General features: G+C 71.5%; 26 protein-coding genes. 13 read left to right on the top strand and 13 right to left on the bottom strand.

Annotated features, from left to right (window positions below):
* The first annotated feature begins 70 nt into the window (after window positions 1–70).
* Window positions 71–541 (top strand): GNAT family N-acetyltransferase, encoded by a 471-nt coding sequence (locus tag GA0070216_RS08095; RefSeq protein ID WP_141723023.1) that lies wholly within the window; start codon window positions 71–73, stop codon window positions 539–541.
* Window positions 542–643: 102 nt separating this feature from the next.
* On the opposite strand, the gene GA0070216_RS08090 is transcribed toward GA0070216_RS08095, so the two are convergent.
* From GA0070216_RS08090 to GA0070216_RS08080, 3 genes are read right to left on the bottom strand one after another with little or no spacing between them, the layout of a single operon-like run.
* Complete coding sequence (locus tag GA0070216_RS08090; protein ID WP_342670710.1) at window positions 644–1030, bottom strand: hypothetical protein; 387 nt, start codon at window positions 1028–1030, stop codon at window positions 644–646.
* A gap of 20 nt (window positions 1031–1050) precedes the next feature.
* Entirely contained in the window at window positions 1051–1572 is a 522-nt protein-coding gene (locus tag GA0070216_RS08085) for a GNAT family N-acetyltransferase (protein WP_091241581.1), read from the bottom strand.
* Window positions 1573–1622: 50 nt separating this feature from the next.
* Window positions 1623–2546 (bottom strand): NAD(P)-dependent oxidoreductase, encoded by a 924-nt coding sequence (locus GA0070216_RS08080; RefSeq protein ID WP_091241578.1) that lies wholly within the window; start codon window positions 2544–2546, stop codon window positions 1623–1625.
* 60 nt (window positions 2547–2606) lie between these two features.
* Between GA0070216_RS08080 and GA0070216_RS08075 the strand changes: the two genes are divergently transcribed.
* Complete coding sequence (locus tag GA0070216_RS08075) at window positions 2607–2972, top strand: MerR family transcriptional regulator (protein ID WP_091241575.1); 366 nt, start codon at window positions 2607–2609, stop codon at window positions 2970–2972.
* Between the two features lie 56 nt (window positions 2973–3028).
* Here the strand turns inward: GA0070216_RS08075 and GA0070216_RS08070 are convergent, their stop codons facing one another.
* Window positions 3029–3391: a PH domain-containing protein gene (locus GA0070216_RS08070; RefSeq protein WP_091241571.1), complete on the bottom strand. Its 363-nt coding sequence runs from the start codon at window positions 3389–3391 to the stop codon at window positions 3029–3031.
* Between the two features lie 111 nt (window positions 3392–3502).
* Here GA0070216_RS08070 and GA0070216_RS08065 point away from each other — a divergent pair, with 111 nt between their 5' ends.
* Entirely contained in the window at window positions 3503–4627 is a 1125-nt protein-coding gene (locus GA0070216_RS08065) for a DUF4190 domain-containing protein (protein WP_091241567.1), read from the top strand.
* 181 nt (window positions 4628–4808) lie between these two features.
* On the opposite strand, the gene GA0070216_RS08060 is transcribed toward GA0070216_RS08065, so the two are convergent.
* A complete protein-coding gene (locus GA0070216_RS08060; RefSeq protein ID WP_091241564.1) occupies window positions 4809–5117 on the bottom strand; it encodes a 4a-hydroxytetrahydrobiopterin dehydratase in 309 nt (102 codons plus the stop codon).
* Window positions 5118–5299: 182 nt separating this feature from the next.
* Here GA0070216_RS08060 and GA0070216_RS08055 point away from each other — a divergent pair, with 182 nt between their 5' ends.
* On the top strand, window positions 5300–5740 hold the full coding sequence (locus GA0070216_RS08055; RefSeq protein ID WP_091242658.1) for a (deoxy)nucleoside triphosphate pyrophosphohydrolase: 441 nt from the start codon (window positions 5300–5302) through the stop codon (window positions 5738–5740).
* A 234-nt stretch (window positions 5741–5974) separates the two neighbouring features.
* On the opposite strand, the gene GA0070216_RS08050 is transcribed toward GA0070216_RS08055, so the two are convergent.
* From GA0070216_RS08050 to GA0070216_RS08025, 6 genes are all read right to left on the bottom strand, one after another.
* Window positions 5975–7063, bottom strand: a complete 1089-nt coding sequence (locus tag GA0070216_RS08050) for a succinate dehydrogenase/fumarate reductase iron-sulfur subunit (protein WP_091241561.1) — start codon at window positions 7061–7063, stop codon at window positions 5975–5977.
* On the bottom strand, window positions 7063–8976 hold the full coding sequence (locus GA0070216_RS08045; RefSeq protein ID WP_091241558.1) for a fumarate reductase/succinate dehydrogenase flavoprotein subunit: 1914 nt from the start codon (window positions 8974–8976) through the stop codon (window positions 7063–7065). Before GA0070216_RS08045 ends, GA0070216_RS08050 begins: the two co-directional genes overlap by 1 nt.
* Window positions 8977–8989: 13 nt before the next feature.
* Window positions 8990–9796, bottom strand: a complete 807-nt coding sequence (locus GA0070216_RS08040; protein WP_091241554.1) for a hypothetical protein — start codon at window positions 9794–9796, stop codon at window positions 8990–8992.
* Between the two features lie 283 nt (window positions 9797–10079).
* Window positions 10080–11495 carry a TldD/PmbA family protein gene (locus GA0070216_RS08035; protein WP_091242655.1) on the bottom strand — a complete coding sequence of 472 codons (1416 nt, stop codon included), beginning with the start codon at window positions 11493–11495 and terminating at the stop codon, window positions 10080–10082.
* A 5-nt stretch (window positions 11496–11500) separates the two neighbouring features.
* Complete coding sequence (locus GA0070216_RS08030) at window positions 11501–12937, bottom strand: TldD/PmbA family protein (protein WP_091241551.1); 1437 nt, start codon at window positions 12935–12937, stop codon at window positions 11501–11503.
* 32 nt (window positions 12938–12969) lie between these two features.
* A complete protein-coding gene (locus GA0070216_RS08025) occupies window positions 12970–13518 on the bottom strand; it encodes a Uma2 family endonuclease (protein WP_091241546.1) in 549 nt (182 codons plus the stop codon).
* 318 nt (window positions 13519–13836) lie between these two features.
* Between GA0070216_RS08025 and GA0070216_RS08020 the strand changes: the two genes are divergently transcribed.
* From GA0070216_RS08020 to GA0070216_RS07990, 7 genes are all read left to right on the top strand, one after another.
* On the top strand, window positions 13837–14889 hold the full coding sequence (locus tag GA0070216_RS08020; protein WP_245722391.1) for an ABC transporter ATP-binding protein: 1053 nt from the start codon (window positions 13837–13839) through the stop codon (window positions 14887–14889).
* A gap of 2 nt (window positions 14890–14891) precedes the next feature.
* Window positions 14892–15989, top strand: coding sequence for an ABC transporter ATP-binding protein (locus GA0070216_RS08015; protein WP_245722390.1), 1098 nt, complete (start codon window positions 14892–14894; stop codon window positions 15987–15989).
* The gene (locus GA0070216_RS08010; protein WP_091241539.1) at window positions 15986–17008 is read left to right on the top strand and encodes an ABC transporter permease; all 1023 of its coding nucleotides are present in this window, start codon (window positions 15986–15988) and stop codon (window positions 17006–17008) included. The genes GA0070216_RS08015 and GA0070216_RS08010 overlap by 4 nt, the downstream gene beginning before the upstream one ends.
* 12 nt (window positions 17009–17020) lie before the next feature.
* Window positions 17021–18007 (top strand): ABC transporter permease, encoded by a 987-nt coding sequence (locus GA0070216_RS08005; protein WP_091241536.1) that lies wholly within the window; start codon window positions 17021–17023, stop codon window positions 18005–18007.
* 156 nt (window positions 18008–18163) lie between these two features.
* Complete coding sequence (locus GA0070216_RS08000) at window positions 18164–19906, top strand: ABC transporter substrate-binding protein (protein WP_091241533.1); 1743 nt, start codon at window positions 18164–18166, stop codon at window positions 19904–19906.
* 140 nt (window positions 19907–20046) lie between these two features.
* Complete coding sequence (locus tag GA0070216_RS07995) at window positions 20047–20316, top strand: type II toxin-antitoxin system prevent-host-death family antitoxin (protein ID WP_091241530.1); 270 nt, start codon at window positions 20047–20049, stop codon at window positions 20314–20316.
* A gap of 23 nt (window positions 20317–20339) precedes the next feature.
* Window positions 20340–20585: a type II toxin-antitoxin system RelE/ParE family toxin gene (locus GA0070216_RS07990; protein ID WP_091242651.1), complete on the top strand. Its 246-nt coding sequence runs from the start codon at window positions 20340–20342 to the stop codon at window positions 20583–20585.
* A 91-nt stretch (window positions 20586–20676) separates the two neighbouring features.
* Here GA0070216_RS07990 and GA0070216_RS07985 read toward each other — a convergent pair whose 3' ends face one another.
* Window positions 20677–21045 carry a peptidase inhibitor family I36 protein gene (locus tag GA0070216_RS07985; protein ID WP_091241527.1) on the bottom strand — a complete coding sequence of 123 codons (369 nt, stop codon included), beginning with the start codon at window positions 21043–21045 and terminating at the stop codon, window positions 20677–20679.
* A gap of 439 nt (window positions 21046–21484) precedes the next feature.
* Between GA0070216_RS07985 and GA0070216_RS07980 the strand changes: the two genes are divergently transcribed.
* Window positions 21485–22714: a helix-turn-helix domain-containing protein gene (locus tag GA0070216_RS07980; RefSeq protein WP_245722369.1), complete on the top strand. Its 1230-nt coding sequence runs from the start codon at window positions 21485–21487 to the stop codon at window positions 22712–22714.
* A gap of 130 nt (window positions 22715–22844) precedes the next feature.
* Here GA0070216_RS07980 and GA0070216_RS07975 read toward each other — a convergent pair whose 3' ends face one another.
* Window positions 22845–23276: a DUF5980 family protein gene (locus GA0070216_RS07975; protein ID WP_141723022.1), complete on the bottom strand. Its 432-nt coding sequence runs from the start codon at window positions 23274–23276 to the stop codon at window positions 22845–22847.
* A gap of 169 nt (window positions 23277–23445) precedes the next feature.
* Here GA0070216_RS07975 and GA0070216_RS33645 point away from each other — a divergent pair, with 169 nt between their 5' ends.
* Window positions 23446–23763 (top strand): hypothetical protein, encoded by a 318-nt coding sequence (locus GA0070216_RS33645; RefSeq protein ID WP_141723021.1) that lies wholly within the window; start codon window positions 23446–23448, stop codon window positions 23761–23763.
* The last annotated feature ends 57 nt before the right edge of the window (window positions 23764–23820 follow it).

Below are 23820 nucleotides of genomic sequence, written 5' to 3'. Positions count from 1 at the left end.
TGACCTGCGCGCTTCCCGGCCACGGGTGGCGGGGCAGCGGGCCGGGACGGTGCTGGCCTACCGTGGCGGCGTGGCGACCTTGAGGCTCGAACCGATGACCGACGAGCAGTACCTGCGCTACCGGGAACGCGCCGAGGAGGACTACGCGCAGAACATCGCCGCCTCCGGGGCGATGCCGCTGCCGGACGCTCAGGAGAAGGCCCGCCAGCAGTACCAGGAGTTGCTGCCCGACGGCCTGGCCACCGAGGGACACCGGCTCTGGACGGCGTACGACGACGCCGACGAGGTCGGCATGCTCTGGCTGCACCTGGAGCAGAAGTCCGACGGCCTGCACGCCTTCGGCTACGACTTCGAGGTACGCGAGGAGTTGCGCCGCCAGGGCTACGGCCGGGCGATCATCGAGGCCGCCGAGCGGCTCTGCCGGGAGTGGGGCGTGGTCGCCATCGGGCTGAGCGTCTTCGGGTTCAACTCCGGCGCGCGGGCGCTCTACGAGCAGATGGGTTTCGAGGTCACCGCCATCCGGATGGCCAAGCGGTTGTGACGTGCGAATGGCGGGCCTGAACGAGCGCCCCGGGAACGGGCGACGGCGTGCCGGCCCGGCCAGGGTCGGGACGCTCGCCCCGACCCCGGCCGGGCCACCGGGTCAGCGACGGTAGACCGAGATGTGCGATCGGCTGCCGTCGTCGAAGGGTTGCCGGTGCCAGTCGGCGTACCGCGCGACGAGCCGTAGCCCGGCCCGCCCGGCCAACTCGTCGATCTGGTCCGGCCAGCAGTAGCGCATCGCGAAGGGCGCCAGGTGCACCCCGTCGCGGTCGAAGGTGATCGTCTGCCGGACGAAGGTCTGCGCGGCCCGGTCGTACTGGTGCAGCCGGATGGTGGCCGAGTCCTCGGTCACCGATCGCATGTGTACCTGCTCGTCCCGGTCGAAGTCGGCCGGGTCGGGCACGAACGCCTCGATGACGAACTCGCCACCGGGGGCCAGCACCCGGGCCACGTTGCGGAAGCAGTCCTGCTGCCGCTCCGCGTGCACCCGGCCAAGCAGCGGGCCCGTCAGCGGGGCAACCCGGTTTCCGGCCGCTCGGGTGGGCGGGCCAGCTCCAGCGTCCAGTGTCGGGTGCGGATGACCTGGTCGTTGAACTCGACGTCCTCCTCGCCGCGCAGGGTGAACCCGAGCGCCCGGCAGATCCCGTTGGACGGGCCGTTGGTGACCGCCGGGAACGCGTGCACGGTGTCCCCCCGTCCCGCGGCGCGGGCCTGGTCGAGCAGTGTCCGGACGCCCTGCTTGGCCAGGCCCCGGCCCTGGAACTCGGGCAGCACCATCCACCCGATCTCGGCGGCCGTCCCGTCGTCCGGTGCGGGCCGCCAGAGGGTGACGGTCCCGGCGACGGCGTCGTCCACCACGATCATCTTGATCAGCGCGGTGCCGTCGGCGGCCAGTTGGGCGTCCCGACGGACCTGTCGCGTCACGTGGGCGGCCGGCAGCGGTCCGCCCAACTCGGCCATCATCACCGGGTCGCAGCGCATCCGCAGGTACGCCTCGACGTCGGTGGCCAGCACGTCACGCAGGAACACGCCGCACCTGCCCCCGTCGACCATGGTGGAGAGTCGTCCGCATGGCACGACTATTCCAGGGGTCGCCCCGATCCGGGGGGCCAGGCGGAGCGGGGTGGGGTGAGGAACTGGGCCAGCCGGGCCAGGCCGTCCTCGCCGTGGCCGGCGGCGACGGTCCGCTCGATGACGGATCGGGCGGCGCGCAGCATCCCGGAGTCGATCCCGTGCGCGTCGGTGGCCTCGATGACGTGGCTGATGCTCGAGCCGACCGAGGCGACGGTGGAGTGGTCGCCGGGGAACCGGTCCTCGGCGATCTCGTCGGCGAAGCGGGCCACCAACGCCGCGAGCGTCGGGGCGATTCCGGCGGCGTACCGGGCGAACGACCGGGGGTCGATGCCCTCGGCCGAGGCCAGCGCGAAGGAGTGGAGCAGGCCGGTGACCGAGGTGCCGAACAGATCGAACAGCGCCATTTCGTACGCCGCCGTCGCACCCGGCTCCGAGCCGAGGTAGGCGGGCGTGCCGCCGAAGGCCCCCAGGGTGGGCAGGACGGCCTCGACGGCGGACTGACTGCCGCACCAGAGCGTCACGGCGGCCGGTGTGCCGATCGTCGGCGTCGGGGTCAGGATGGCGCCCTTCACCAGGTCGACGCCGTTGCCGTCGGCCCAGTCCGCGAGCTTCCGCGCCTCGTCCGGTCGACCGGTGGTGACGTCGACGACGGTGTGACCGGCCCAGTCGTCGTGCGCGGCCAGCACGGAGTCGACCGCCGCCGGGTTTCTCAGGCAGGTGACCACGACGGTGGCGGCCCGGACCGCCGCGGTGACGGTGGGCGCGGCCGTCACGCCCCGGGCGACGAGGGGTCCGGCCCGTTCCGGCGTACGGTTCCAGACGGTGGTCGGAATCCCGGCGGAGATCAGGGCGGTGGCGAGGGCCTGCCCCATCGGCCCCAGGCCGAGTACCGCCACCGGGTCGTGGTGCGTGAGTTGTCGGTCGCTCATGCCGGCGACGGTAGACGTTCACGTTGACGTGAAGGTCAAGTCCGCGTTCTCCTGTACCGCATGCGGATCGGTGAACTGGCCCGGCGGGCCGGGGTGAGCACCCGGGCCCTGCGCTACTACGAGGAACAGGGCCTGTTGCGGCCCGAGCGGCGGCCGAGCGGTTACCGCGACTACGGTGAGCAGGCGCTGACCACGGTGCGGCGCATCCAGTTGCTCCTCTCGGCCGGGCTCGGGACGACCGTGATCGCCGAGATCCTGCCCTGTGTGCCGGACGACACCACGGTGCTCGCCCCCACCTGCCCCGAGTTGCTCGACGCCCTCGCCGAGGAGCGGGCGCGGATCACCGCGTCCATGCAACGGCTCGTCGCGGCCCGGGACATCCTCGACGCCCTCATCGCCACCGGTGCCCCCACCCGCCTGCGGTGAGGCCGGGCGGCGGTGGTCGCCGCTGCGGGTCTGCACGTCGGCGGGCGGGGCGGGGCTCAGGAGATGTAGTGCAGGATCACGTTGTGCACGTGGTGGCTCTTCTGCGCGCCCCGGAACTCCACCTCGTAGGTGTGGGTGCCGACGTGCACCGCGATGGAGCCGGTGGAGAAGAACTCCCCGCCCCACGACTTGTTGCTCACCACGCTCACGCTGGTGATCTTCGAGTACGGGATGCTGGTGATCGCGTACTTCTTTCCCACGAATGACCGGTCCTGGATGATCACCCGCCGGTCGGTCAGGCCGATGAACCCGGTGCCGGTGCCGACGGCGTCGTAGACGGCGATGATCTGTTCCCCGTCGAGCAGTCCACTCTGGATCTGCTGGAACTGCTCCTTGCGGTCGTACGTCGCATTTGCCATGGAATCCACGGTAGGAGGTGCCCGCCAGCGTCGGTGGTTCCCCGTCGGTCGGTCCGGTCGACTAGTCTCCCCATGCCTGGCCAGACGCGGGCGACGGGGGAGGGAAGCGGCGTGACCAGCGAACATTCCGAGACGCAACCCACCGATGAGGCCCGGCGTGAGCCGTCGTCGGCACCGACCGGTGGCGAGGACGCGGCCCCGTCCCGCCGAGCGGCCGGCACCGCCGTACCCGACTGGGAGCCGTGGCCGCAGCGGCCGGCCGTCCGGGGCCGACTGAACCGGCTGGCCGTCGTCACCCTCGTGTTCGGCCTGCTCGGCGGGGTGCTCGCGCCGGTCACCGCCGTGTTCGCGCTGCGCCGGATCAGGCGCAACGGCGAGCGGGGCAAGGGTCTGGTGACCGCCGGGCTGGTGCTCCTCGGCGGGTGGGTGCTGGCCGGCCTGGCGGTGTGGGGGCTCACGATGACCGGCACCGACCCGGACACCGGGCTGCGCGGGTTGCGGGTGGGGGACTGCTTCCGGGTGCCCACCGACGCCACCGCCAGCCGTACCGCCCCCGAACAGGTCACCCGGGTGGCCTGTGACGCGTCCCACAATGCCGAGTACGTCGACGACTTCCCCGCGTACGAACGTTCCGCCGACGAGCGTTACCCCGGCGCGGCGGTGCTCTCCCAGCGGGCGGGGACGCTCTGCCGGCAGCGGCAGCGCAGCTACGTGGTGGACCCGCTGGGGCTGCCCGCCGAGGTGCGGTTGAGCTGGTACCTGCCGACCCGGGTCGACTGGTCCACCGATCCCACCATCACCTGCTATCTGACCGCCCCGACCACGCTGTCCCGACCGCTGCGGATGGACACCACGGTGCTCAGCCCGGCGCAGCTCGGCTACCTGCTGGCCAGCCGGGACTGGACCGAGGCGCGGGCCGCCCTGGTGGCCGGCGGGCCGACCAGCACCCCGGCGGGGCTGCGCGACGCGGTGCGGCGGGCCGAGGCCACCCACACCGACATGTGGTTCCGGTTGCGCCGGGAACCCTGGCCGGAGCCGGTCCGACCGGCGATGGAGCGGCTGCTCACCGAGATGGAGCAGGACGAACCGGCCTGGCGGGACGCCGACGGTGAGCCCGACCGGGGCAAGCTGCTCCAGGTCGTGGCGCAGGCCGGGCAGCACCCGGACCCGGCCACCGAGCTGGCCGTACGCCAGGCGCTGGGGTTGCCCACCGCGCAGGGCGAACCGATGCGCTGATCATCACCGACGGTGGTGTGCCGACCGCTCGGCGCGGACGGATCGGACGTTCCGGGGATCAGGGCGGTTGCCGGCCGGCCCTAGGCTGGCGACGACGACGCGGTGGGGGACGGGGGCCGACAATGGCGGGGACGACCGCAGGCGTGCAGTCGCCGGGTGCGCGGTCCCTGCCGAGGCGCGTTCAGTCCGCCGTCACCGCGCGGTACGCGTCCTCGATCCGGGCGGCGAGCAGCACTTCACCCTCGGTGAGTGGTTCCCCGTCACCGTGCCCGACCCGGATGCGGGTCTCGGTGTCCCGGCGACTGATGTCCGGCCGCAACCGCAGCGCGTCCGCGACGACCTTGACCCGTTCGGTCAACGCCGCGTGCTGGGTGTCGTCCATCACCAGGGTGCGCCGGATCTGCTCACCGTCGCGGGTCCACCCGTGCAGGAGCGTGAGGGCGTCACTGAGATAGTCGTGCTTGGTTCGACTGGTGAACAGCGCGCGCATCACCGCACCTCCCAGGCGCCGTTGCCGGCTTGTGGCCAAATCGTCGCCGTCCCGTGTCCTCGTGGTGTCACCAGTCTGTCGACCTGGCGGCGGTGTGTCCACGCCCACACTTCCGTCTCTTATTGGCCTACCGGTCGAGCACGGTACCCAAACCGACGATTGATCTGGCACGCTGGATGCCCGTGCAGACCGAACGGTGTAGCGGTGACGGACAGGCCGACCGGCGTGAGCCGAGAGTGGTCGTGGGTGCGGCGATCATCTCCGCCGGGCGGGTGCTCGCCTGTGCGCGCACCGCGCCCCGCGAGGTCGCCGGCATGTTCGAGTTCCCCGGCGGCAAGGTCGAACCGGGGGAGAGCGAGACGGCCGCGCTGATCCGCGAGTGCGCCGAGGAGTTGGCCGTCCGGGTGGAGATCGGCGACCGGATCGGCCGGGACGTCCGGATGGCCCACGGCCGGTCGGTGCTGAAGGTGTACGCGGCCCGCCTGCTGCACAGCGACCAGCCGCGCGCGCTGGAGCATTCCGCGCTGCGCTGGCTCGCTGCCGGCGAGCTGCACACCGTCACCTGGCTCCCGGCCGATGTCCCCATCGTCGCCGCCCTCCGCCCGCTGTTGGCCGCCGACTGACGGAGCCGGCGCCCGGCCCGGAACATGGACGGGGCCGACGGCTTGCGCCGCCGGCCCCGTCCGCCGTCGTGGTGCTCGCTCGGCGTGCATCGCGCCGGCTCGGTGCTGTCGTGCTGCGCGGGCCTGTCCGGTCCCGGCTCAATGCCTGTCGTACGGCAGTGCCTGTCGTGCGGCAGTGCCGATCGGTCCCGGCCCGGTCGCCTGTCGTGCCGGCTCCGGGCCCGTCGCGCCGCGTCAGTGCTTGTCGCCCTCGCCTGCGGGCTTGTCGTCCTGGCTCGGGTGGGCGAAGTTGAGGTGCTCCGGCGGCAAGGGGAAGGTGACGTCGTCACCGAACGGCGACGGGGCCGCCGCCCGGTCGAAGGTCAGCTCCGTCAGCGGGAGCCGGCCCCGGTCGTCGACCGCCGGCATCGTCGGGTGCGGGACCTCGCGGTGCCAGTTCACGCCCTGCTGCGCCTGGGCCTCCGCAGCCGGATCGCCGGAGCCGCCGGCGTGCGAGTGGACCCCGGTCTGACGAGCGCCGCTGTGCACCACGGACCCCTTTCCCGCGCTGTTCGCGGTGCTCTGGGGCGTCTCGCCCCGACGGAAGATCTTGCTACCGAGCCATACCAGGGGATCGTACCTGCGGTCGACGACCCGTTCCTTCATGGGGATGATCCCGTTATCGGTGATCTTGATGTGCTCGGGGCAGACCTCGGTGCAGCACTTGGTGATGTTGCAGAAGCCGAGCCCCTGCTCCTCCTGCGCGTACTGCTTGCGGTCGGTCTTCGCGTCCAGCGGGTGCATGTCCAGCTCGGCGGCCCGGATGAAGAACCGGGGGCCGGAGAAGGCCGGCTTGTTCTCCTCGTGGTCGCGGATCACGTGACAGACGTTCTGGCACAGGAAGCACTCGATGCACTTGCGGAACTCCTGCGACCGCTCCACGTCGACCTGCTGCATCCGGTACTCGCCCGGCGCCAGGTCGGCCGGCGGGGCGAAGGCCGGCGTCTCCCGCGCCTTCTCGTAGTTGAACGAGACGTCCGTGACCAGGTCCCGGATCACCGGGAAGGTGCGCAGCGGGGTGACCGTGACGGTCTCCGCCTCCTCGAACGTCGACATCCGGGTCATGCAGCTCAGCCGGGGCTTGCCGTTGATCTCCATCGAGCAGGAGCCGCACTTGCCGGCCTTGCAGTTCCACCGGCAGGCCAGGTCCGGTGCCTCGGTGGCCTGGAGCCGGTGGATGACGTCGAGCACGACCTCACCCTCGTTCACCTCGACCGAGTAGTCCTGGAGGTCACCACCGGTCTCGTCGCCCCGCCAGATGCGGAACTCCCTCTTGTTTCCCATCAGTTCGCCTCCTCGGCGCGGGCGTCGAAGTCGGCCAGTTCCTCGTCGGTCAGGTACTTGGCCAGCTCGGTACGGTCGAAGAGGCCGATCAGCTCGGCCCGCATCTTCGGCAGCGGCTTGTGCTCCAGGCGTACGGCGTCGCCGTCCAGGGCGCAGACCAGGTTGACCCGACGCCACCCGGGGTCCATGGTCGGGAAGTCCTCCCGGGTGTGCCCGCCCCGCGACTCCTGCCGCTCCAGCGCCGCCTTCGCGGTGCACTCCGAGACGACCAGCATGTTGCGCAGGTCCAGGGCCAGGTGCCAGCCCGGGTTGTAGCGTCGGCCGCCGGCCGCGCTCACCTTCGCCACCCGCTCCCGCAGCTCGGCCAGCCGGGTCAGCGCGTCGACCAGCTCACTCTCCCGGCGGATGATGCCGACCAGGTCCCCCATCACCGCCTGAAGGTCCTGCTGAAGGTGGTACGGGTTCTCACCGGTGTCCCGCTGCAACGGCGCGAGTGCCGCCTCCAGCGCGTCCTCCACCGCGCCGACCGGCACCTTCGGCCGCGAGGCCAGCTGATCGGTGTACGACGCCGCGTGCCCGCCCGCCCGCTTGCCGAAGACCAGCAGGTCGGACAGGGAGTTGCCGCCCAACCGGTTGGAGCCGTGCATGCCACCGGAGACCTCACCGGCGGCGAACAGCCCCTGCACCGTGCCGAACGCCGCGCCGGAATCCGGGTCGACCTCGACGCCGCCCATCACGTAGTGACAGGTCGGCCCGACCTCCATCGGCTCGGCCGTGATGTCGACATCGGCCAGCTCCTTGAACTGGTGGTACATCGACGGCAGCCGGCGACGGATCTCCTCGGCCGAACGCCGGGAGGCGATGTCCAGGTAGACGCCGCCGGCCGGCGTACCCCGACCGGCCTTGACCTCGCTGTTGATCGCGCGGGCGACCTCGTCGCGGGGGAGCAGCTCCGGCGGGCGTCGGTTGTTGTCCGGGTCGGTGTACCAGCGGTCCGCCTCCTCCTCGGTCTCCGCGTACTGCTTGCGGAAGACGTCGGGGACGTAGTCGAACATGAACCGCTTGCCGTCGGAGTTCTTCAGCACCCCGCCGTCACCGCGCACCGACTCGGTGACCAGGATGCCCTTCACCGAGGGCGGCCAGACCATGCCGGTCGGGTGGAACTGGAGGAACTCCATGTTGATCAGCGTGGCCCCGGCCCGCAGGGCGAGCGCGTGCCCGTCCCCGGTGTATTCCCAGGAGTTCGAGGTGACCTTGTAGGAACGGCCGACGCCGCCGGTGGCCAGCACCACCGCCGGGGCCTCGAACAGGATGAACTCGCCGGACTCCCGGTAGTAGCCGAACGCGCCGGCCACCCGGTCCCCGTCGAGCAGCAGCTCGGTGATGGTGGTCTCGGAGAACACCTTGATCCGGGCCTCGTAGTCGCCGAGGTCGCGCTTGTCCTCCTGCTGGAGGGAGACGATCTTCTGCTGGAGGGTGCGGATCAGCTCCAGGCCGGTCCGGTCACCGACGTGCGCCAGCCGCGGGTACTCGTGCCCGCCGAAGTTGCGCTGGGAGATCTTCCCGTCCTTGGTCCGGTCGAAGAGCGCCCCGTACGTCTCCAGCTCCCAGATCCGCTGCGGCGACTCCTTGGCGTGCAGCTCGGCCATCCGGAAGTTGTTGAGGAACTTGCCGCCGCGCATGGTGTCGCGGAAGTGCACCTGCCAGTTGTCCCGGCTGTTCACGTTCCCCATCGCGGCCGCCGCGCCGCCCTCGGCCATCACGGTGTGCGCCTTGCCGAAGAGCGACTTGGAGATGATCGCGGTCTTCTTGCCGGCGAGCCGGGCCTCGATCGCCGCGCGCAGGCCGGCGCCGCCGGCCCCGATCACGACGACGTCGTAGTGGTGTCGTTCGATGCGAGTGGTAGTGGTCATGTCGCCGCGCCCTCTAGTTGATGAACCGCAGGTCGTTGAACCAGCCGGCGGCGATGGCCATCACGTAGAAGTCGGTGAAGGCCAGCGTGCCGAGGGTGATCCAGGCGAGCTGCATGTGCCGGGTGTTCAGCTTGGACACGAACGTCCAGGCCCGGTACCGCACCGGGTGCGCGGAGAAGTGCTTGAGCCGGCCGCCGATGATGTGCCGGCAGGAGTGGCAGGAGATCGTGTACGCCCAGAGCATCACCACGTTGACCAGCAGGACGATGTTGCCCAGCCCGAAGCCGAAGCCCTGTGGGGAGTGGAAGGCCAGGACCGCGTCCCAGGTGTTGATCAGCGAGATGATGGCGGCGGCGTAGAAGAAGTAGCGGTGCAGGTTCTGCCCGAGCAGCGGGAACCGGGTCTCCCCGGAGTAGGACTTGTGCCCGTCCGGCACCGCGCAGGCCGGCGGCGACAACCAGAACGACCGGTAGTACGCCTTGCGGTAGTAGTAGCAGGTGAGCCGGAACAGCAGCAGGAACGGCAGGGTCAGCGCCGCGTCCGGGATGATCCACCAGCCCGGCAGGAAACTGCCGAAGTGCGAGGAGCCCTCGACACACCGGTCGGTCACACAGGGGGAGTAGAACGGGGTCAGGTAGTGGTACTGGTCCACCCAGTACCACTTGTGCATGAACACCCGGACGGTCGCGTACGCCACCCAGGCGCTGAGCCCGACGACGGTGATGAGGGGGGCGAACCACCAGCGGTCGGTCCGCAACGTCTTCGCCGCGATGGCGGCGCGCGCCCGCGCACCCCGCGGCTTCGTTGCCGTTGATGTCATTCGAGTCGTCTTCCTGACGGGACGGGCCCTCGCGGGCGGCGGTTCACGTTCCGTGCCGGTCAGTGGACCGGCCGGACCGTGTCCACTGCCGCGTCGTGCGCAAGCAGGCGGCCACGCCGGGACATCGGCGCAGCTAAGTGACACACGTTACGCCGATCATCACGGCCGGGCCGCGCAACGCAGTGTCCCGTGTGTCCCGCACCTTGGAAAGACCCGGGCCGTGATCAATCCTGACCGGTGCCGAGCTGCCGGACCCCACGCCCCGTGGCCCGGCGGGAACCGGTCAGCCCGAGGCACCACCGGTGAAGTTCCACGAGGCCAGCCGCAACGACGGCCCCTCCCACCAGCCGCCGTCGGTCCGGTCCGGCTGGCGGACCGGCCGCCGGCCGAGGCCGAGCACCGCGCCCGGCCCCAACGCCCGGGGGTACGCCTCGGTGAAGCGCAGGTTACGCACCGCACGCACCGGCACGCCGTCCTCCACCAGCCACACCCCGTTACGGGTCAACCCGGTGACCACCAGGCTCAACGGGTCGAGCACCCGGGTGTACCAGAAGTCGCTGACCAGCAGCCCCCGGGCCATCGGGGCGACCAGCGCGGCGGTGTCCGCATCCGCCACCGCCCCCGCGACCGCGCCGTCGGTCGGGGCCGGGCCGGTCGCCGGGTCGTCCGCGGCGGTGCTGCCGAGCAGGCGCACGTTGCGCGGGATCGGGCCGAAGGTGGACCCGCCGGGCGTCCCGTGACCGGTCGACGTGGTGCCCGCCCCGGCCGCGCTGCGCCGGTCGTGGGCCACCGCGCGGGTGGTGCCCGCCTCGACGAGGGTGAGCGCCCGGCACGGGGTGCCCTCCAGGTCGAACGGCATCGCGCCGCCGTACGTCGGGTCGTCGACCAGGGTCACCGCCGGGTCGAACTGGGCGGTGCCGGGGAGGGCGAACGACTGGCGTTCGGCGTGCCGCTTGCCGTTGAAGCCGTACCAGGCGAGGTTCTGCAAGAGGTCGGCCACGGCGGCCGGTTCGAGGACCACCTCGTACCGGCCCGGCGGCAGCTCGACCGGGTCGGCAGCGGCCCGCGCCTTGGCCGCGGCCCTGGTGCCCAGGGCCGCGCCGTCCAGTGCGTCGAGCCGGCCGGCGCAGAGCCGGGCCATCCCGTCCGCCCCGCCGGCCCGGGCGATGCCGTCCATCGCCGCCTCGGTGGTCCGCCCCTGCGCCGACTGGCCGCGCGAGTTGACGAACGCCCCCGACCGGTACGAGGTGCGGCAGTAGCCGGCCGCCTCCAGCCCGCCCACCGCATCGACGAAAGCGCGGACCCGGTCGGCGCGGGCCGCCGGCTCGGCATAGGCGGTGGCCTCGTCGAGCAGGCCGTTGGAGTGCACGGACGACGGCGGGGTCAACCCCGGCCAGGCCGGATCGGGCGGGCAGAGCCGCGCCGCAGCGAGGGTCCGGCCGACCAGGGCGCGCAACCCGTCCGGGCCGACCAGGCTGCCGCCACCGGCGGCCGTCCGACCGTCGACGTGCACCCGCAGCCGGACCGTCACCCCCGACTCGGCGACGTTCTGGTGGATGAACGAGTTGGCGAACCGGGTCAGCGCCAGGTCGTGCCGGACGACGGTGACCTCGGCCTCGGCGGCCGGACCGGCGATCTCCTGGACCAGCTCCACCACCCGGGCGGCGACGTCCAGCTCGGTCGCCCCGGCGTCCCGCAGGCCGGTCACGCGCGCACCCCCACCCGGACGCCCCGGAACCGGGCCGGCGCGGCCGGATGACCGGTGTGCCCGATCTGGCCGGGCTGGCCCTTGCCGCAGTTCGGGGTGCCCCACGGGACGATCTCGGAGGAGAGCATGTCCATCGACCGCCAGAACAGCGGCCCGATGCCGGTGTAGGTGGGGTTGCGCAGCATCCGGCCCCGCCGGCCGTTGCGCACCTCCCAGCCGATCTCACAGCCGAACTGGAAGTTGAGCCGCCGGTCGTCGATCGACCAGGACCGGTTGATGTCCATCAGCACCCCGTTGTCGGTGGCCGCGATGATCTCGTCGAGGGTGTGCGGGCCGGGCTCCAGACCCACGTTGGTCATCCGCACCATGGGCAGCCGGGCCCACCCGTCGGCCCGTACGCTGCCGCCGTGGTCCAGGCCGGCGACGGCGGCCGAGTCCCGGCCGGCGAGCACACCGACCCAGCGGCCCTCGCGTACCGCGTCGCGTCTGACCGCCGGGGAACCCTCGTCGTCGAAGCCGAAGCTGCCCAACGCGCCGGGGATGGTCGGGTCGATGGTGACGTTCATCAGCTCGGAGCCGTAGCGCAGCGACCCGAGCTGGGCCAGGTCGAGCCAGGAGGTGCCGGCGAAGGCCGCCTCCCAGCCGAGGATGCGGTCCAGCTCGATGGCGTGCCCGACCGACTCGTGGATCTGCAGGGCGAGCTGCTCGTCGCCGAGGATCAGGTCGGTCTCGCCGGCCGGGCACTCGGGCGCGGTCAGCAGCGCCCGGGACTCGTCCGCGATCCGGGCGGCGTGCCCGGCCAGGTCCAACGACTCGACCAGCTCCCACCCGGTGGTGCCGTACTGGCCCCGGTAGCTCGGCCAGGAGCGGCGCTGGGTCTCGTGCTCGCCGATCGAGGTGGCCGAGATCCCGCCGCCGCACTCCCGGATGTGCTGGTCGATGCGGTGCCCCTCGCTGGAGACGAACCACTTGCGGGTGTCCCAGATCTGGTAGAGCCCCTGGGCCAGGTCGGCCCCGTGCCCACGGGCCGTCTCGGTGGCCCGGACCAGCAGGTCGCCCTTGTCGGACAGCGCCACACCGAGCGGGTCGATCGCGCAGTCGGAGGCCCAGCTCGCGACCACCGGCTCGGCCGGGGTCAGCGTGATCGGTGGGCCGGGAACCCGGGCGCTCGCGGCGGCGACGGCCGCCGCCCGCCGGCCGGCTTCGCGCGCCGCCGCGTCGGACAGGTCGGGTACGGCGTGGAAGCCCCAGCCCGACCCGACCAGCGCGCGGACGCCCAGGCCGAGGCTCTCGTCCTGGGCCAGCTCCTCGATCTCGCCGTTGCGGGCGGACATCGACTCGGAGCGCAGGTGCATCACCCGGGCGTCGGCATACCGGGCGCCCGCGTCGAGGGCGGCCTGCACGGCGGCGGCCGCGGCGTCGAACTCGGTCATGGACCGACCCTAGGCCAGCCCACCGACATCCGTCAGGGCAGCAACTCCTCGGGGCGAATGCGCACCCGGACCGGCGCGGTGAGGTCGAGCGTCTCCCCGACCTTGGCGACCGCCTGCTCCAGGTAGTGTCGACCGTGCCGCCGGTAGAGGTGCAGGTTGCCGTTCTGCTGCTCGATCAGTAGGTACCACTCGATCCCGGCGGCGGCGTAGTAGTGCATCTTGAGGACCTTGTCGGTCGCCGCGTTGCCGGGCGAGATGATCTCGCACACCAGGCGGACGTCGTGCGCCTCGATGTAGACCTCGTCGAAGTCGATCTCGCCGGTGACGACGAGATCGGGAATGGTGATCCGGCCCGGCTGGAGGCGGACGTTGACCGCCTCCAGGACCCGCAGGTGCGCACTGCGGGCCGGCTGCCGTAGCACGGCCCGGAGCTCGCCCGAGATGTTCTGGTGGCGGGGGGTGGGGGCTGGGGTCATGTGGAGGCTCCCGTCGAAGAGTTCGACGCGTTGGGACGTCTCGTCGAGGGAGAGGTAATCCTCTTCGGTCCACGGTCCGTCGTGGCCGAACACCGCTGCGGTCATGGTCGGTCACCTCCACCTCGTGTCGCCGGGCATCCTCCACCGGGCACCATGGTCATGGTCGCACCCCGGGTGCGGCAGGCGGATGACGACACCGCATGACGACGCGGAGCCGCGACGACGGTCGCGCCGGTTCGGGCCGGGCGGCCGGGGGCGCGCGGCGGGGTCATCGGGTCGTTACGCTGTGGTCCGCTGTCAGCTCACGGTCCGTAGCTTATTTTCAGCCTCGGCTCTTTGTTGTAGGTTCCCTACAACCCGAGGGAGGCGGTCGTGGACAGTCCGCAAGCAGCGCCGTCCGGCCCGCCGGCCGTAGGCCCGGCCGTGCCGGGGCAGCGCGTCGACGACGAGCCGTACCTGCGGGTGGACGACCTGCGGGTGCGGTTCGCCACCGCCGACGGCGTGGTGCGCGCGGTGGACGGGGTGTCGTTCACCGTGCGGCGCGGCCGGACGCTGGGCATCGTCGGTGAGTCGGGCTCCGGCAAGAGCGTCACCTCGCTGGCCGTGCTCGGCCTGCACGACCCCCGGCGCAGCACCGTCAGCGGCACGATCACCCTCGGCGGCCGGCAACTCGTCGGCCTCCCCGAGAAGCAGGTACGCCGGCTGCGCGGCCGGGACGTGGCGATGATCTTCCAGGACCCGCTCTCCGCGCTGCACCCCTACTACACCGTGGGGCGGCAGATCGCCGAGGCGTACCGGGTGCACCATCCCCGGGTGGGGCGGCGGGCGGCGCGGGCCCGGGCGGTGGAGCTGCTGGACCGGGTGGGCATCCCCCAGCCGGCCCGCCGTCACGACCAGTACCCGCACGAGTTCTCCGGCGGCATGCGGCAGCGGGCGATGATCGCGATGGCGCTGGTCAACGACCCGGCCCTGGTCATCGCGGACGAGCCGACCACCGCCCTGGACGTGACGGTGCAGGCGCAGATCCTCGACCTGCTCGCCGACCTCCAGGCCGAGTTCCGCACCGCGATCGTGCTGATCACCCACGACCTCGGGGTGGTCGCCCAGGTCGCCGACGACGTGCTGGTCATGTACGCCGGGCGGGTGGTCGAGCGGGGCAGCGTGGCGCAGGTGCTCCGCCGGCCGCAGCACCCGTACACCTGGGGATTGCTCTCCAGCGTGCCGTCGCTGCACGGCGACGCGGACGCGGACCTGGTGCCCATCCCGGGTAACCCGCCCTCGCTGATCCATCTGCCGTCCGGCTGCGCGTTCCACCCGCGCTGCCGGTACGCCGACCGCACCGGCGACCGCGCCCGTACGCAGGTGCCGCAGCTCGGCCCGGCCGGCGCGGACGGCCACCTGGTCGCCTGCCACCTGCCCCCCGACGCGCGCACCCGCCTGGCGGCCGGGTCCCCGAGCGAGAGGCGGATGCCGTGAGCGTGGTGGAGCCGTTGTTGCGGGTGCGGGGGTTGACCAAGCACTTCCCGGTGCGGACGGGCTTCCGGTCCGCCGGGCTGGTCCGGGCGGTGGACGGGCTCGACTTCGAGGTGCGGCCCGGCGAGACGCTGGGGCTGGTCGGGGAGTCCGGCTGCGGCAAGACCACCACCGGCCGGATGCTGGTACGCCTGCTGGAGCCGACCGCCGGGACGATCGAGTTCGCCGGGCGGGACATCACCCACGCCCGCCGTCGTGCGCTGCGCCCGCTGCGGCAGGACCTCCAGATCATCTTCCAGGACCCGTACGCCTCGCTGAACCCCCGGCACACCGTCGGACGGATCGTGGCGATGCCGTTGCAGGTCAACGGGATCGACCCGCCCGGCGGGGTGAAACAGCGGGTACGGGAGCTGCTGGAGCTGGTCGGGCTCAACCCGGAGCACTACAACCGCTACCCGCACGAGTTCTCCGGCGGGCAGCGGCAGCGGATCGGGATCGCCCGCGCGCTGGCCCTGCGGCCGAAGCTGATCGTCGCCGACGAGCCGGTCTCCGCCCTCGACGTCTCGATCCAGGCGCAGGTGGTGAACCTGCTGCGGGACCTGCAACGCGACCTCGGCCTGGCGTTCGTGTTCATCGCCCACGACCTGGCCGTGGTGCGGCACTTCTGCCAGCGGGTGGCGGTGATGTACCTCGGTCGGATCGTGGAGATCGGCGACCGGGACGACATCTACCGGTCCCCCCGGCACCCGTACACCCGGGCGCTGCTGTCGGCGATCCCGGACGTCGGCACGCTCGGCCCGGCCGGGCGGATCAGGCTGACCGGGGAGGTGCCGACGCCGCTGGACCCGCCGTCGGGTTGCCGGTTCCGGACCCGGTGTCCGAAGGCACGGGAGGTCTGCGCCCGCGAGGAACCGGCGCTGGTGGTCCACGACGGCGGCCGGCAGGCCACCGCCTGCCACTTCCCGGAGACCGGACCGCTGACCCTGTCCCGCGCGGACGCGGTCGGACCGGGCGGTGCTGCGGTGGTGGGCGTGGCGGACGCGGCGCCTCCGGGCGACGGCGCGGATCGGGTGGACGGGAACGCCGGGGAGGTGGCGAGGTGAGTGTGTCCCCGGTCGATCCGGCGACGCTGGCCGAGGCGGAGGCCGAGGCCGAGACCCGGACGGGTGGTGACCGGCCCGGGACGGCGGGGCGGTTCGTCGGGCGCTCGCCCGGCCAGCTCGCCCGGGCCCGGCTGCGGCGCGACCGTACCGGCCTGGTCAGCGGCGGCATGTTGGTCTTCTTCGTGCTGGTGGCGCTCGCCGTCCCGCTGATCGAGTGGGCGTACGGGATCGGCCCCCGGGAGCAGTTCCAGTCCCGGCTGGACGGTTTCGGGATGCCGCTCGGGTATGCCGGCGGGGTGACCGGGGAGCACTGGTTCGGGCTGGAGCCGGGGCTGGGCCGGGACATCTTCATCCGGCTGGTGCACGGGCTGCGTACCTCGCTGTTCATCGCCGTGGCGGCGGCGGTGATCACGGCGGCGATCGGGGTCGTGCTGGGCACCGTCGCCGGCTACCTGGGCGGCTGGCTGGACGCGGTGGTCAACTGGGTCACCGACCTGACCCTGGCCATGCCGTTCCTGATCATCGCGCTGGCGTTGATCCCGACCCTCGCGCTGCGCTTCTACGGCCAGCGGGACGAGGTGCCGGCCGGGTTCCAGATCGGGGTGCTGATCGCGATCTTCGCGCTGTTCGGCTGGACGAGCACCGCCCGGCTGGTCCGGGGCCAGGTGATCGCGCTGCGCGAACGGGAGTTCGTGGACGCGGCGCGGGCCAGCGGCGCGGGGCTGGGACACATGCTGTTCCGGCAACTGCTGCCGAACCTCTGGGCGCCGATCCTGGTGTCCTTCTCGCTGGCCGTGCCGGCGTACATCACCAGTGAGGCGGCGTTGTCGTTCATCGGGGTCGGGCTGACCGACGCCACCCCCAGCTTCGGCCGGATGATCTACCGCAGCCTGGACTACCTCCAGACCGACCCGGCGTACGTCTTCTTCCCCGGCATCACGATCTTTGCGCTCGTGTTCGCCTTCAACCTCTTCGGTGACGCGTTGCGCGACGCGCTCGACCCGAAGTCGTCCCGGTAGGAGGGTGCGGCGGTGGCGCGGTTCCTGGTCAAGCGGCTCTTCTCGGCGACGTTGACGCTCTTCGCGGTCAGCGTGCTCAGCTTCCTGATGTTCTTCGCCCTGCCCCGGGACCCGGTCACCGGCATGTGCCCCAAGAACTGCGACCCGGAACGGTTGGAACGGGTCCGCCAGGAGTTGGGCCTGCGCGACCCGCTGATCAGCCAGTACGCCGGCTACATGAAGGGCATCGTCACCGGCCGGGATCTCGGCAGCGCCCAGGGCGGCCGGTGCGACGCACCCTGCCTGGGCTGGTCGTACGTGTCCAACGAGGCGGTCTCGGACACCATCGCCCGGGTGCTGCCGGTGACGTTGAGCATCGTCGTCCCGGCGGCGGTGCTCTGGTTGCTGCTCGGGGTCGGCCTGGGCGTGGTCTCGGCGCTGCGCCGGGGCACCTGGCTGGACCGGGCGGCGATCGGCTTCTCGCTGGCCGGGGCGTCGTTGCAGCTCTACTTCGTGGGGGCGGTGCTGCTGCTGGTCTTCGTCTACACGCTGCGCTGGCTGCCGGTGCCGAGCTACACGCCGCTGCGGGACGACCCGTTGCGCTGGGCCAGTGGCCTGGTGCTGGCCTGGCTGGCGCTGGCGTTCCTGTTCTCGGCGATCTATGCCCGGCTGTCCCGGGCACAGATGCTGGAGACGCTGTCGGAGGACTTCGTCCGGACCGCACGGGCCAAGGGCCTCTCCCCACCCACGGTGTACGGCCGGCACGCGCTGCGCGCGGCGATCACGCCGGTGGTGACCATCGCCGGGCTGGACGTCGGCGGCGCGCTGGGCGGCACGGTGATCACCGAGACGACCTTCGGCCTCAACGGCATGGGGCGGACGGCGGTCGACGCGGTCCGCTCCGGCGACCTGCCCACCATCATGGCGACCGTGTTGATCGCGGCGGTCTTCGTGGTGCTGGCGAACGTGCTGGTGGACCTGCTGTACGCGGCGATCGACCCCCGGGTACGGCTGCGCTGAGCCGCCGGTCTGCCGGTCGGTCCGGTGCCGCGGACGCCGGCCCGTCGGGCGACAAGAGTTGTCGATATCTGTTACACAGTCCGAAGTTTTTCTTCTTGACGATCCTCGCGACGTCGGCGTTCACCGCCCGACGGTGACGGGGTGGAGGAGGTAGGGATGCGACCACGCGCAGCAGCCGCCGTAGGCGGCGCGATCGCCCTGGTGGTGGCGTTGGGGGCCTGCTCGGAGAACACCGGCGAGGGCACCACCGTGGACACCGAACGGCAGCAGAGCGGGGTGATCGCCACCGACCCGAAGGACTCGCAGGGCCCCGCCGCCGAGGTGGCCGGGGCGGCGAAGGGCGGCACCTTCACCGTCATCCGGGAGACGCCCATCTCGCACCTGGACCCGCAGCGGACGTACTCCTTCGCCGGTCTGATGGCCAACCCGCTCTTCGCCCGCTACCTGACCACCTGGAAGGACGACGGCAAGGGTGGTCTGGTCCTGGTCGGCGACCTGGCGCAGACCCCCGGCAACAACGTGAACAGCGACTGCCGGGTCTGGGAGTTCACCATCAAGGACGGGGTGAAGTTCGAGGACGGCAGCCCGATCACCGCGAAGGAGATCGCGTACGGCATCGCCCGCTCCTTCGACCCCGCCCTGACCGGCGGGCCGACCTATCTCCAGGAGTGGCTGGCCGACAGCCCGCAGTACGACACGAAGTGGGACTTCGCGAAGAACAAGACGTCGCTGCCGCCGGGGCTGACCGCACCGGACGCCAAGACGCTGCGGTTCGAGTTCGCCAAGCCCCGCTGTGACCTGCCGTTCGCGGTCTCGCTGCCGACGACCGCGCCGCTGCGGCCGGACCAGGACACCGGGGTCAACCTGGACCAGCGGCCGTTCTCCTCCGGGCCGTACAAGATCGCCAAGAACCAGGCCGGCGTGCAGCTCACCCTGGACCGCAACCCGCACTGGGACGCCGCCACCGACCCGGTCCGCCACCAGTACCCGGACCAGTTCGTCTGGACCTTCGGGCCGACCGCCGACGCGGCCGTCAACCGGATGATCGCCGACAACGGCGCCGACCAGAGCGCGCTGGCCTGGAACTACGTGCCCGCCTCGCTGGTCGCCCGGGTCGCCCAGGACCAGGCGCTCAAGGCACGGAGCATCCTGTCCCCGACGCCGAGCGCCAACCAGTTGGTGATCAACAACCAGCGGGTCACCGACCTCGCGATCCGGCGGGCGCTCAACTACGCCATCGACCGGGACGGCCTGGTCAAGGCGCTCGGCGGGCAGACCGTCGCCCAGCCGATGACCACCCTGATGCCGCCGTCCACCATCGGCTACCAGGCGTACGACGCCTATCCGGCCGGCGCCAACGGCGACATCGACAAGGCCAAGGAACTGCTCGGCGGGAAGACCCCGGAGCTGGTCCTCGGTGTCGCCGACAACACCACCGAGCAGCAGATGGGCACCCAGCTCAAGGGCAACCTGGAGCGCGCCGGCTTCAAGATCACTCTGCGGAACATCCCGGACGACGCGAAGCTCGACGAGATCAAGAAGAAGAACAACCCGTGGGACCTCTACATCGGCAACTGGGCCGCCGACTGGCCCAGCGGCGCGTCGATCCTGCCGGTGCTCTACGACGGCCGCACCATCAAGGCCGAGGGCAACAGCAACCAGGCGTACTTCAACGACCCGGCGGTCAGCGCCGAGATCGACCGGATCCAGGCCATGCCCCCGGCCGACCAGGGGCCCGAGTGGGGCAAGCTCGACCAGCGGATCATGAAGGAGTACGCCCCGGTGGTGCCGCTCTTCGTGGACGTGGCCTACACGGTGCACGGGTCCAAGGCCGGCGGGGTCTTCATCTCCAGCGTCTTCGGCTACCCCTCCTTCGTCAACGCCCACGTCACGCGGTGACCCTGTACTGAGCCGGACGAGGGCTCGCTCCCGGTCCTGGCGGGGAGCGAGCCCACCGGTTCTCACCGATGCGCGTCGATGACGCTGCGCGTGCTCGTCTCCCCATACGTACGACTCGTACGAGTTGTACAATTGCCGGCATGAGCGAGCCCGCCGCCGAACTTCCGATCTCCGACGCCCGCGACAGCCTTGCGGACGTCGTCTCCCGCGCCCACTACGCCGGGCGGATCACCTACGTCACCCGGCGTGGGCAGCGGCTGGCCGCCATCGTCCCCGCCGAACTCGCCGAAGCGATCGAACGCGCTGAGGATGCCGCTGATGTCGCTGCCGCCCGCGAAGCCCTGGCTCGCATCGACGACGGCGACACCCCGATTCCGCTGACCGAGCTGCGGGGCGAGTTGGGCCTGTGACCACCCCGACCTACACCGTCCACATCGAGCGCGCCGCCGCCAAGCTGCTGCGCAAGCTCGACCGCCCCGTGCAGGCACGCCTCGTCGCCGCCATCGCCGCCCTGGCCTCCCAGCCGCGCCCAGCCGAAGTCAAGGCGCTCGCTGGCTACCCCGGGCTGCTCCGCATCCGCGTCGGCAACCATCGCATCGTCTACACCGTCCGTGACCAGGAGTTGATCGTCCTCGTGGTCCACCTCGGCCACCGCAGCGACGTCTACGACACCCTCTGACGACGGAACGGCCCCCGTGGGGGCCGTTCCTGTGGCGCGCAGCCAACCGTCGAGTGCACCCGGATGCGGCGATGCCGCATTCTGGCGCTGCTCAGGTGTCACGCAGTGAGGACACCTTGTTGGCCGCGGCGGCAATCACGTTGTTGTGGCCGACGTAGGGATCGGACTCCCACCTGGTCCCGGAGAATCCGATGCCGTCGAAGAGTTCCCAGGTGTGTCCGCTTCGATTCCAGATGCTCTCGATGTTGTTGTTCATCCCGGTCGGACCCGAGCTGTCCCCCAGGTTGCCGTCACCGGTCGAGAAATACGCAATGGCACCCGACCCATTCGTGCCGGTGAACACGCACATCTTGAAGTCCGGGCAGCGATTGTACCCCGTCGCGGCGAATGCGGGTGATGCCGCGGTAACGACCATCGCCGCCCCGATCGATGCGGAGACGAGCAGGCTCTTGATTCGCATAGGACTCCTCTTGAGCGTGGTGGGACTTGTGTACCCGTCAATTGGACACTATCAGGGTCGGGTTTGGCAGAACAGTCCGGCGACGGCGACCTGCGGCCAGTTCTGCGGCATTCGTTTGGTACTCGGAAGGCGCGCAACTGCAATGACCTGGCGTTGATCGCCGATATTGACCGGCGGAATCCGCATCGAAGTTTGGTGGTACCAGCGCAGCGCGTGAGCGCGACACATCACCAGTAATCGTCCGGCCGTTACGTTGGCGTGTCCGCTCGGTACACTCTCCGTAGTGGTAGGCTCTGACGGGCCGGTGATGGTGTGATGAGCGTCGATTCCCTGCCGATTGTTCGTCGGCAGACAAATCTGTGGAAACCGCAACAGCAGTCCTGCGCCGGCTGACTGGCAGATTGGGCGGCCCGGGCGGTGCCGGATCGGCGGTGGCGTGGTGGGCGGTGACTCGCTGCCGATCGGCCGGCGGGTGGCGTACCTGCGGGTGCGACGGAAGCTGTCGCAGCAGTCGTTCGCCGACCGGTTGGGCAAGTCGAAGAGCTGGGTGGACAAGGTCGAGCGCGGAGTCCGCCCCCTGGAACGGATGTCGACCATCCGGGACGTCGCGGCGGCGCTGCGGGTGGACACCGCGACGCTGCTCGGTCGGGACGTCCGACCCGCCGAAGTGGCCGAGCGCGACGCGGGCGTCGCCCAGATCAGCGCGGCGCTGTCGACGTACGAGATGGTTCTTGGTCGGGCGACGGCGGGCCGGAAGGTGCTGCCGGCGGATCGGCTGGCGCGGGCGCTGGGGCATGCGTGGACGACGTACCAGCAGGCCCGGTATCCGCGCCTGGTGGAGCTGTTGCCGGGGTTGTTGACCGAGGTGCATCGTGCCCACGTGCGGGACCCGGAGGCGGGTCGGGCGGCGGTGGTGCAGGCGTACCGGGTGACGGCGGCGCTGCTGGTGAAGCGGGACGAGGGGAGTCTTGCCTGGTTGGCCGCCGATCGGGCGATGTCTGCCGCCGTCGGTGACCGGATGTTCCTGGCGGGCGCGGCGGTGCAGCTCGGTCAGGTGTTGCGGGCGGCGGCGCGGGCACGGTCGGTGATGCTGGCCGCCGCCTACCAGATCGCCCCGACCGATCCCGACGGTGGTACGCCGCAGGAGTGGTCGCTGTGCGGGTCGTTGCTGGTGCAGGCCGCGCTGATCGCGGCGCGGGCGGGTGACGACCGGGCGGCCGGTGACCTGTTGGACGAGGCCGCCGAGATGGCTGCCCGGGTGGGCGACGGTCACGACCACCACCGGACCGGGTTCGGGCCGGCAGCAGTCGAGGCGGGGCGGGTCACCGCCGCCGTGGAGCTGGGCGACGGTCCGCAGGCGGTCGCCCGGCACGAGGAGGTGATCGGGTGGGACGGCTGGCGGTGGCTGCCGATCGAACACCGCGCGGCGCACCTGGTCGACGCGGCGCGCGGGTACCTGCTGGCCGGGCGATCCGGTCAGCGCGGTCCGGGTGCTGATCCGCGTCGACAGCATCGCGCCCGCCGAGGTCCGGCACCGCCCGGCGGTACGGGAGTTGGTCGCTCGGCTCGCCCGCGATCCGCACGCCCCCACCACGATCACCCCGCTCGCCGTCAGCCTCGGACTGCTCTGACGACGGCCGTCCCTGCCCGCCGGGTGGAACACCGCTGACCGGGGGCGCCCGGCCGGCTTGATCCACTCCGTGGGGTCGATGTTGCGGTGTCCGAGCGACGGGACACCGCTACTTCGGCGACATTGAGTTGATCAAGCCGGCCGGGTCGATCGAGAACCCTTCTCGGACTCAGCAGGACGACCGGATGTCGAGGGTGACCGGGACGCTCTGCGTGACGGTGCCGTCCGTGGCCTGGAGTTGGGGGACGTAGTGGCCGAGCGGCGCACCGTGCAGCCGGAACGCGGCCAGGATCTGCACGACGTGGCCGTCCCCGGACCCGGGCGGGGTGCTCTGCGGGCTGTACACCTCGGTGCCGGCGGGCATCCCGGTGTAGCTGGCGGTGATCGTCGACGACCACGTCCCGTCGAGGACGACGAAGTAGTACAGGGCGCGGGGGTCGTCGGGGGTGGCGCAGATCCGCTGCGGCAGGTCGACGAGCGTCCAGGCCGAGGTGGTGCCGGTGGCCGGCGCTGCCGATACCGGCGTGCCGCCGACGAGGGCGAGCAGCATCGTCGCCAGTACGGGGGCGGTGACCCGTCGGGCGGTACGGGAGAACTTCACCATCGACTCCTTACTCTCCGGCACGACTCAGTCACCGGCCACACTGGCAGGTCGATTTCAGAGGTCTCTGAGAAGTCAGAGGTCTCTGAGAAGACGGTCGGAAAGTCGACCGCCGTAGCTCGCCGGTCCGCCCCGGAGACCTGGCCGGTACACCTCGCACGGGGCCCACGTGGCGTGGACCAGGGGCGGGGCCAGGTCAGCACGAGGGGTCTGGGATCTGGATGAGCCACGCATCCGCCCCGACCGCAGCTACTTCGGCTGCTCGTTCGTCTGCGACGACGACAGCTTCCCGGCGCACGGGGCCGTCATGTGGCAGTGGACGCTCGGGCGGATCGTCACCGCCGTGGTCGGTGCGGGCCTGGAGATCCGGCAGCTCGACGAGTACGCGGAGCCGTTCTGGCGGATGGGTGACATCGACGCGGCGGCCTTCCGTGGTCGCCTGCCGAACGCGTTCACCCTGGTGGCCCGCCGCCCCGCCGGGCGGTGAGCCGGCCACCCGCGCCGACCGGCCCGGCGCAAACGACCGGCAGTCCCGCGCCGACCG

Source organism: Micromonospora matsumotoense (assembly GCF_900091525.1).
GTDB lineage: Bacteria > Actinomycetota > Actinomycetes > Mycobacteriales > Micromonosporaceae > Micromonospora > Micromonospora matsumotoensis.
This window is presented reverse-complemented; position numbering and strand designations above follow the sequence as displayed.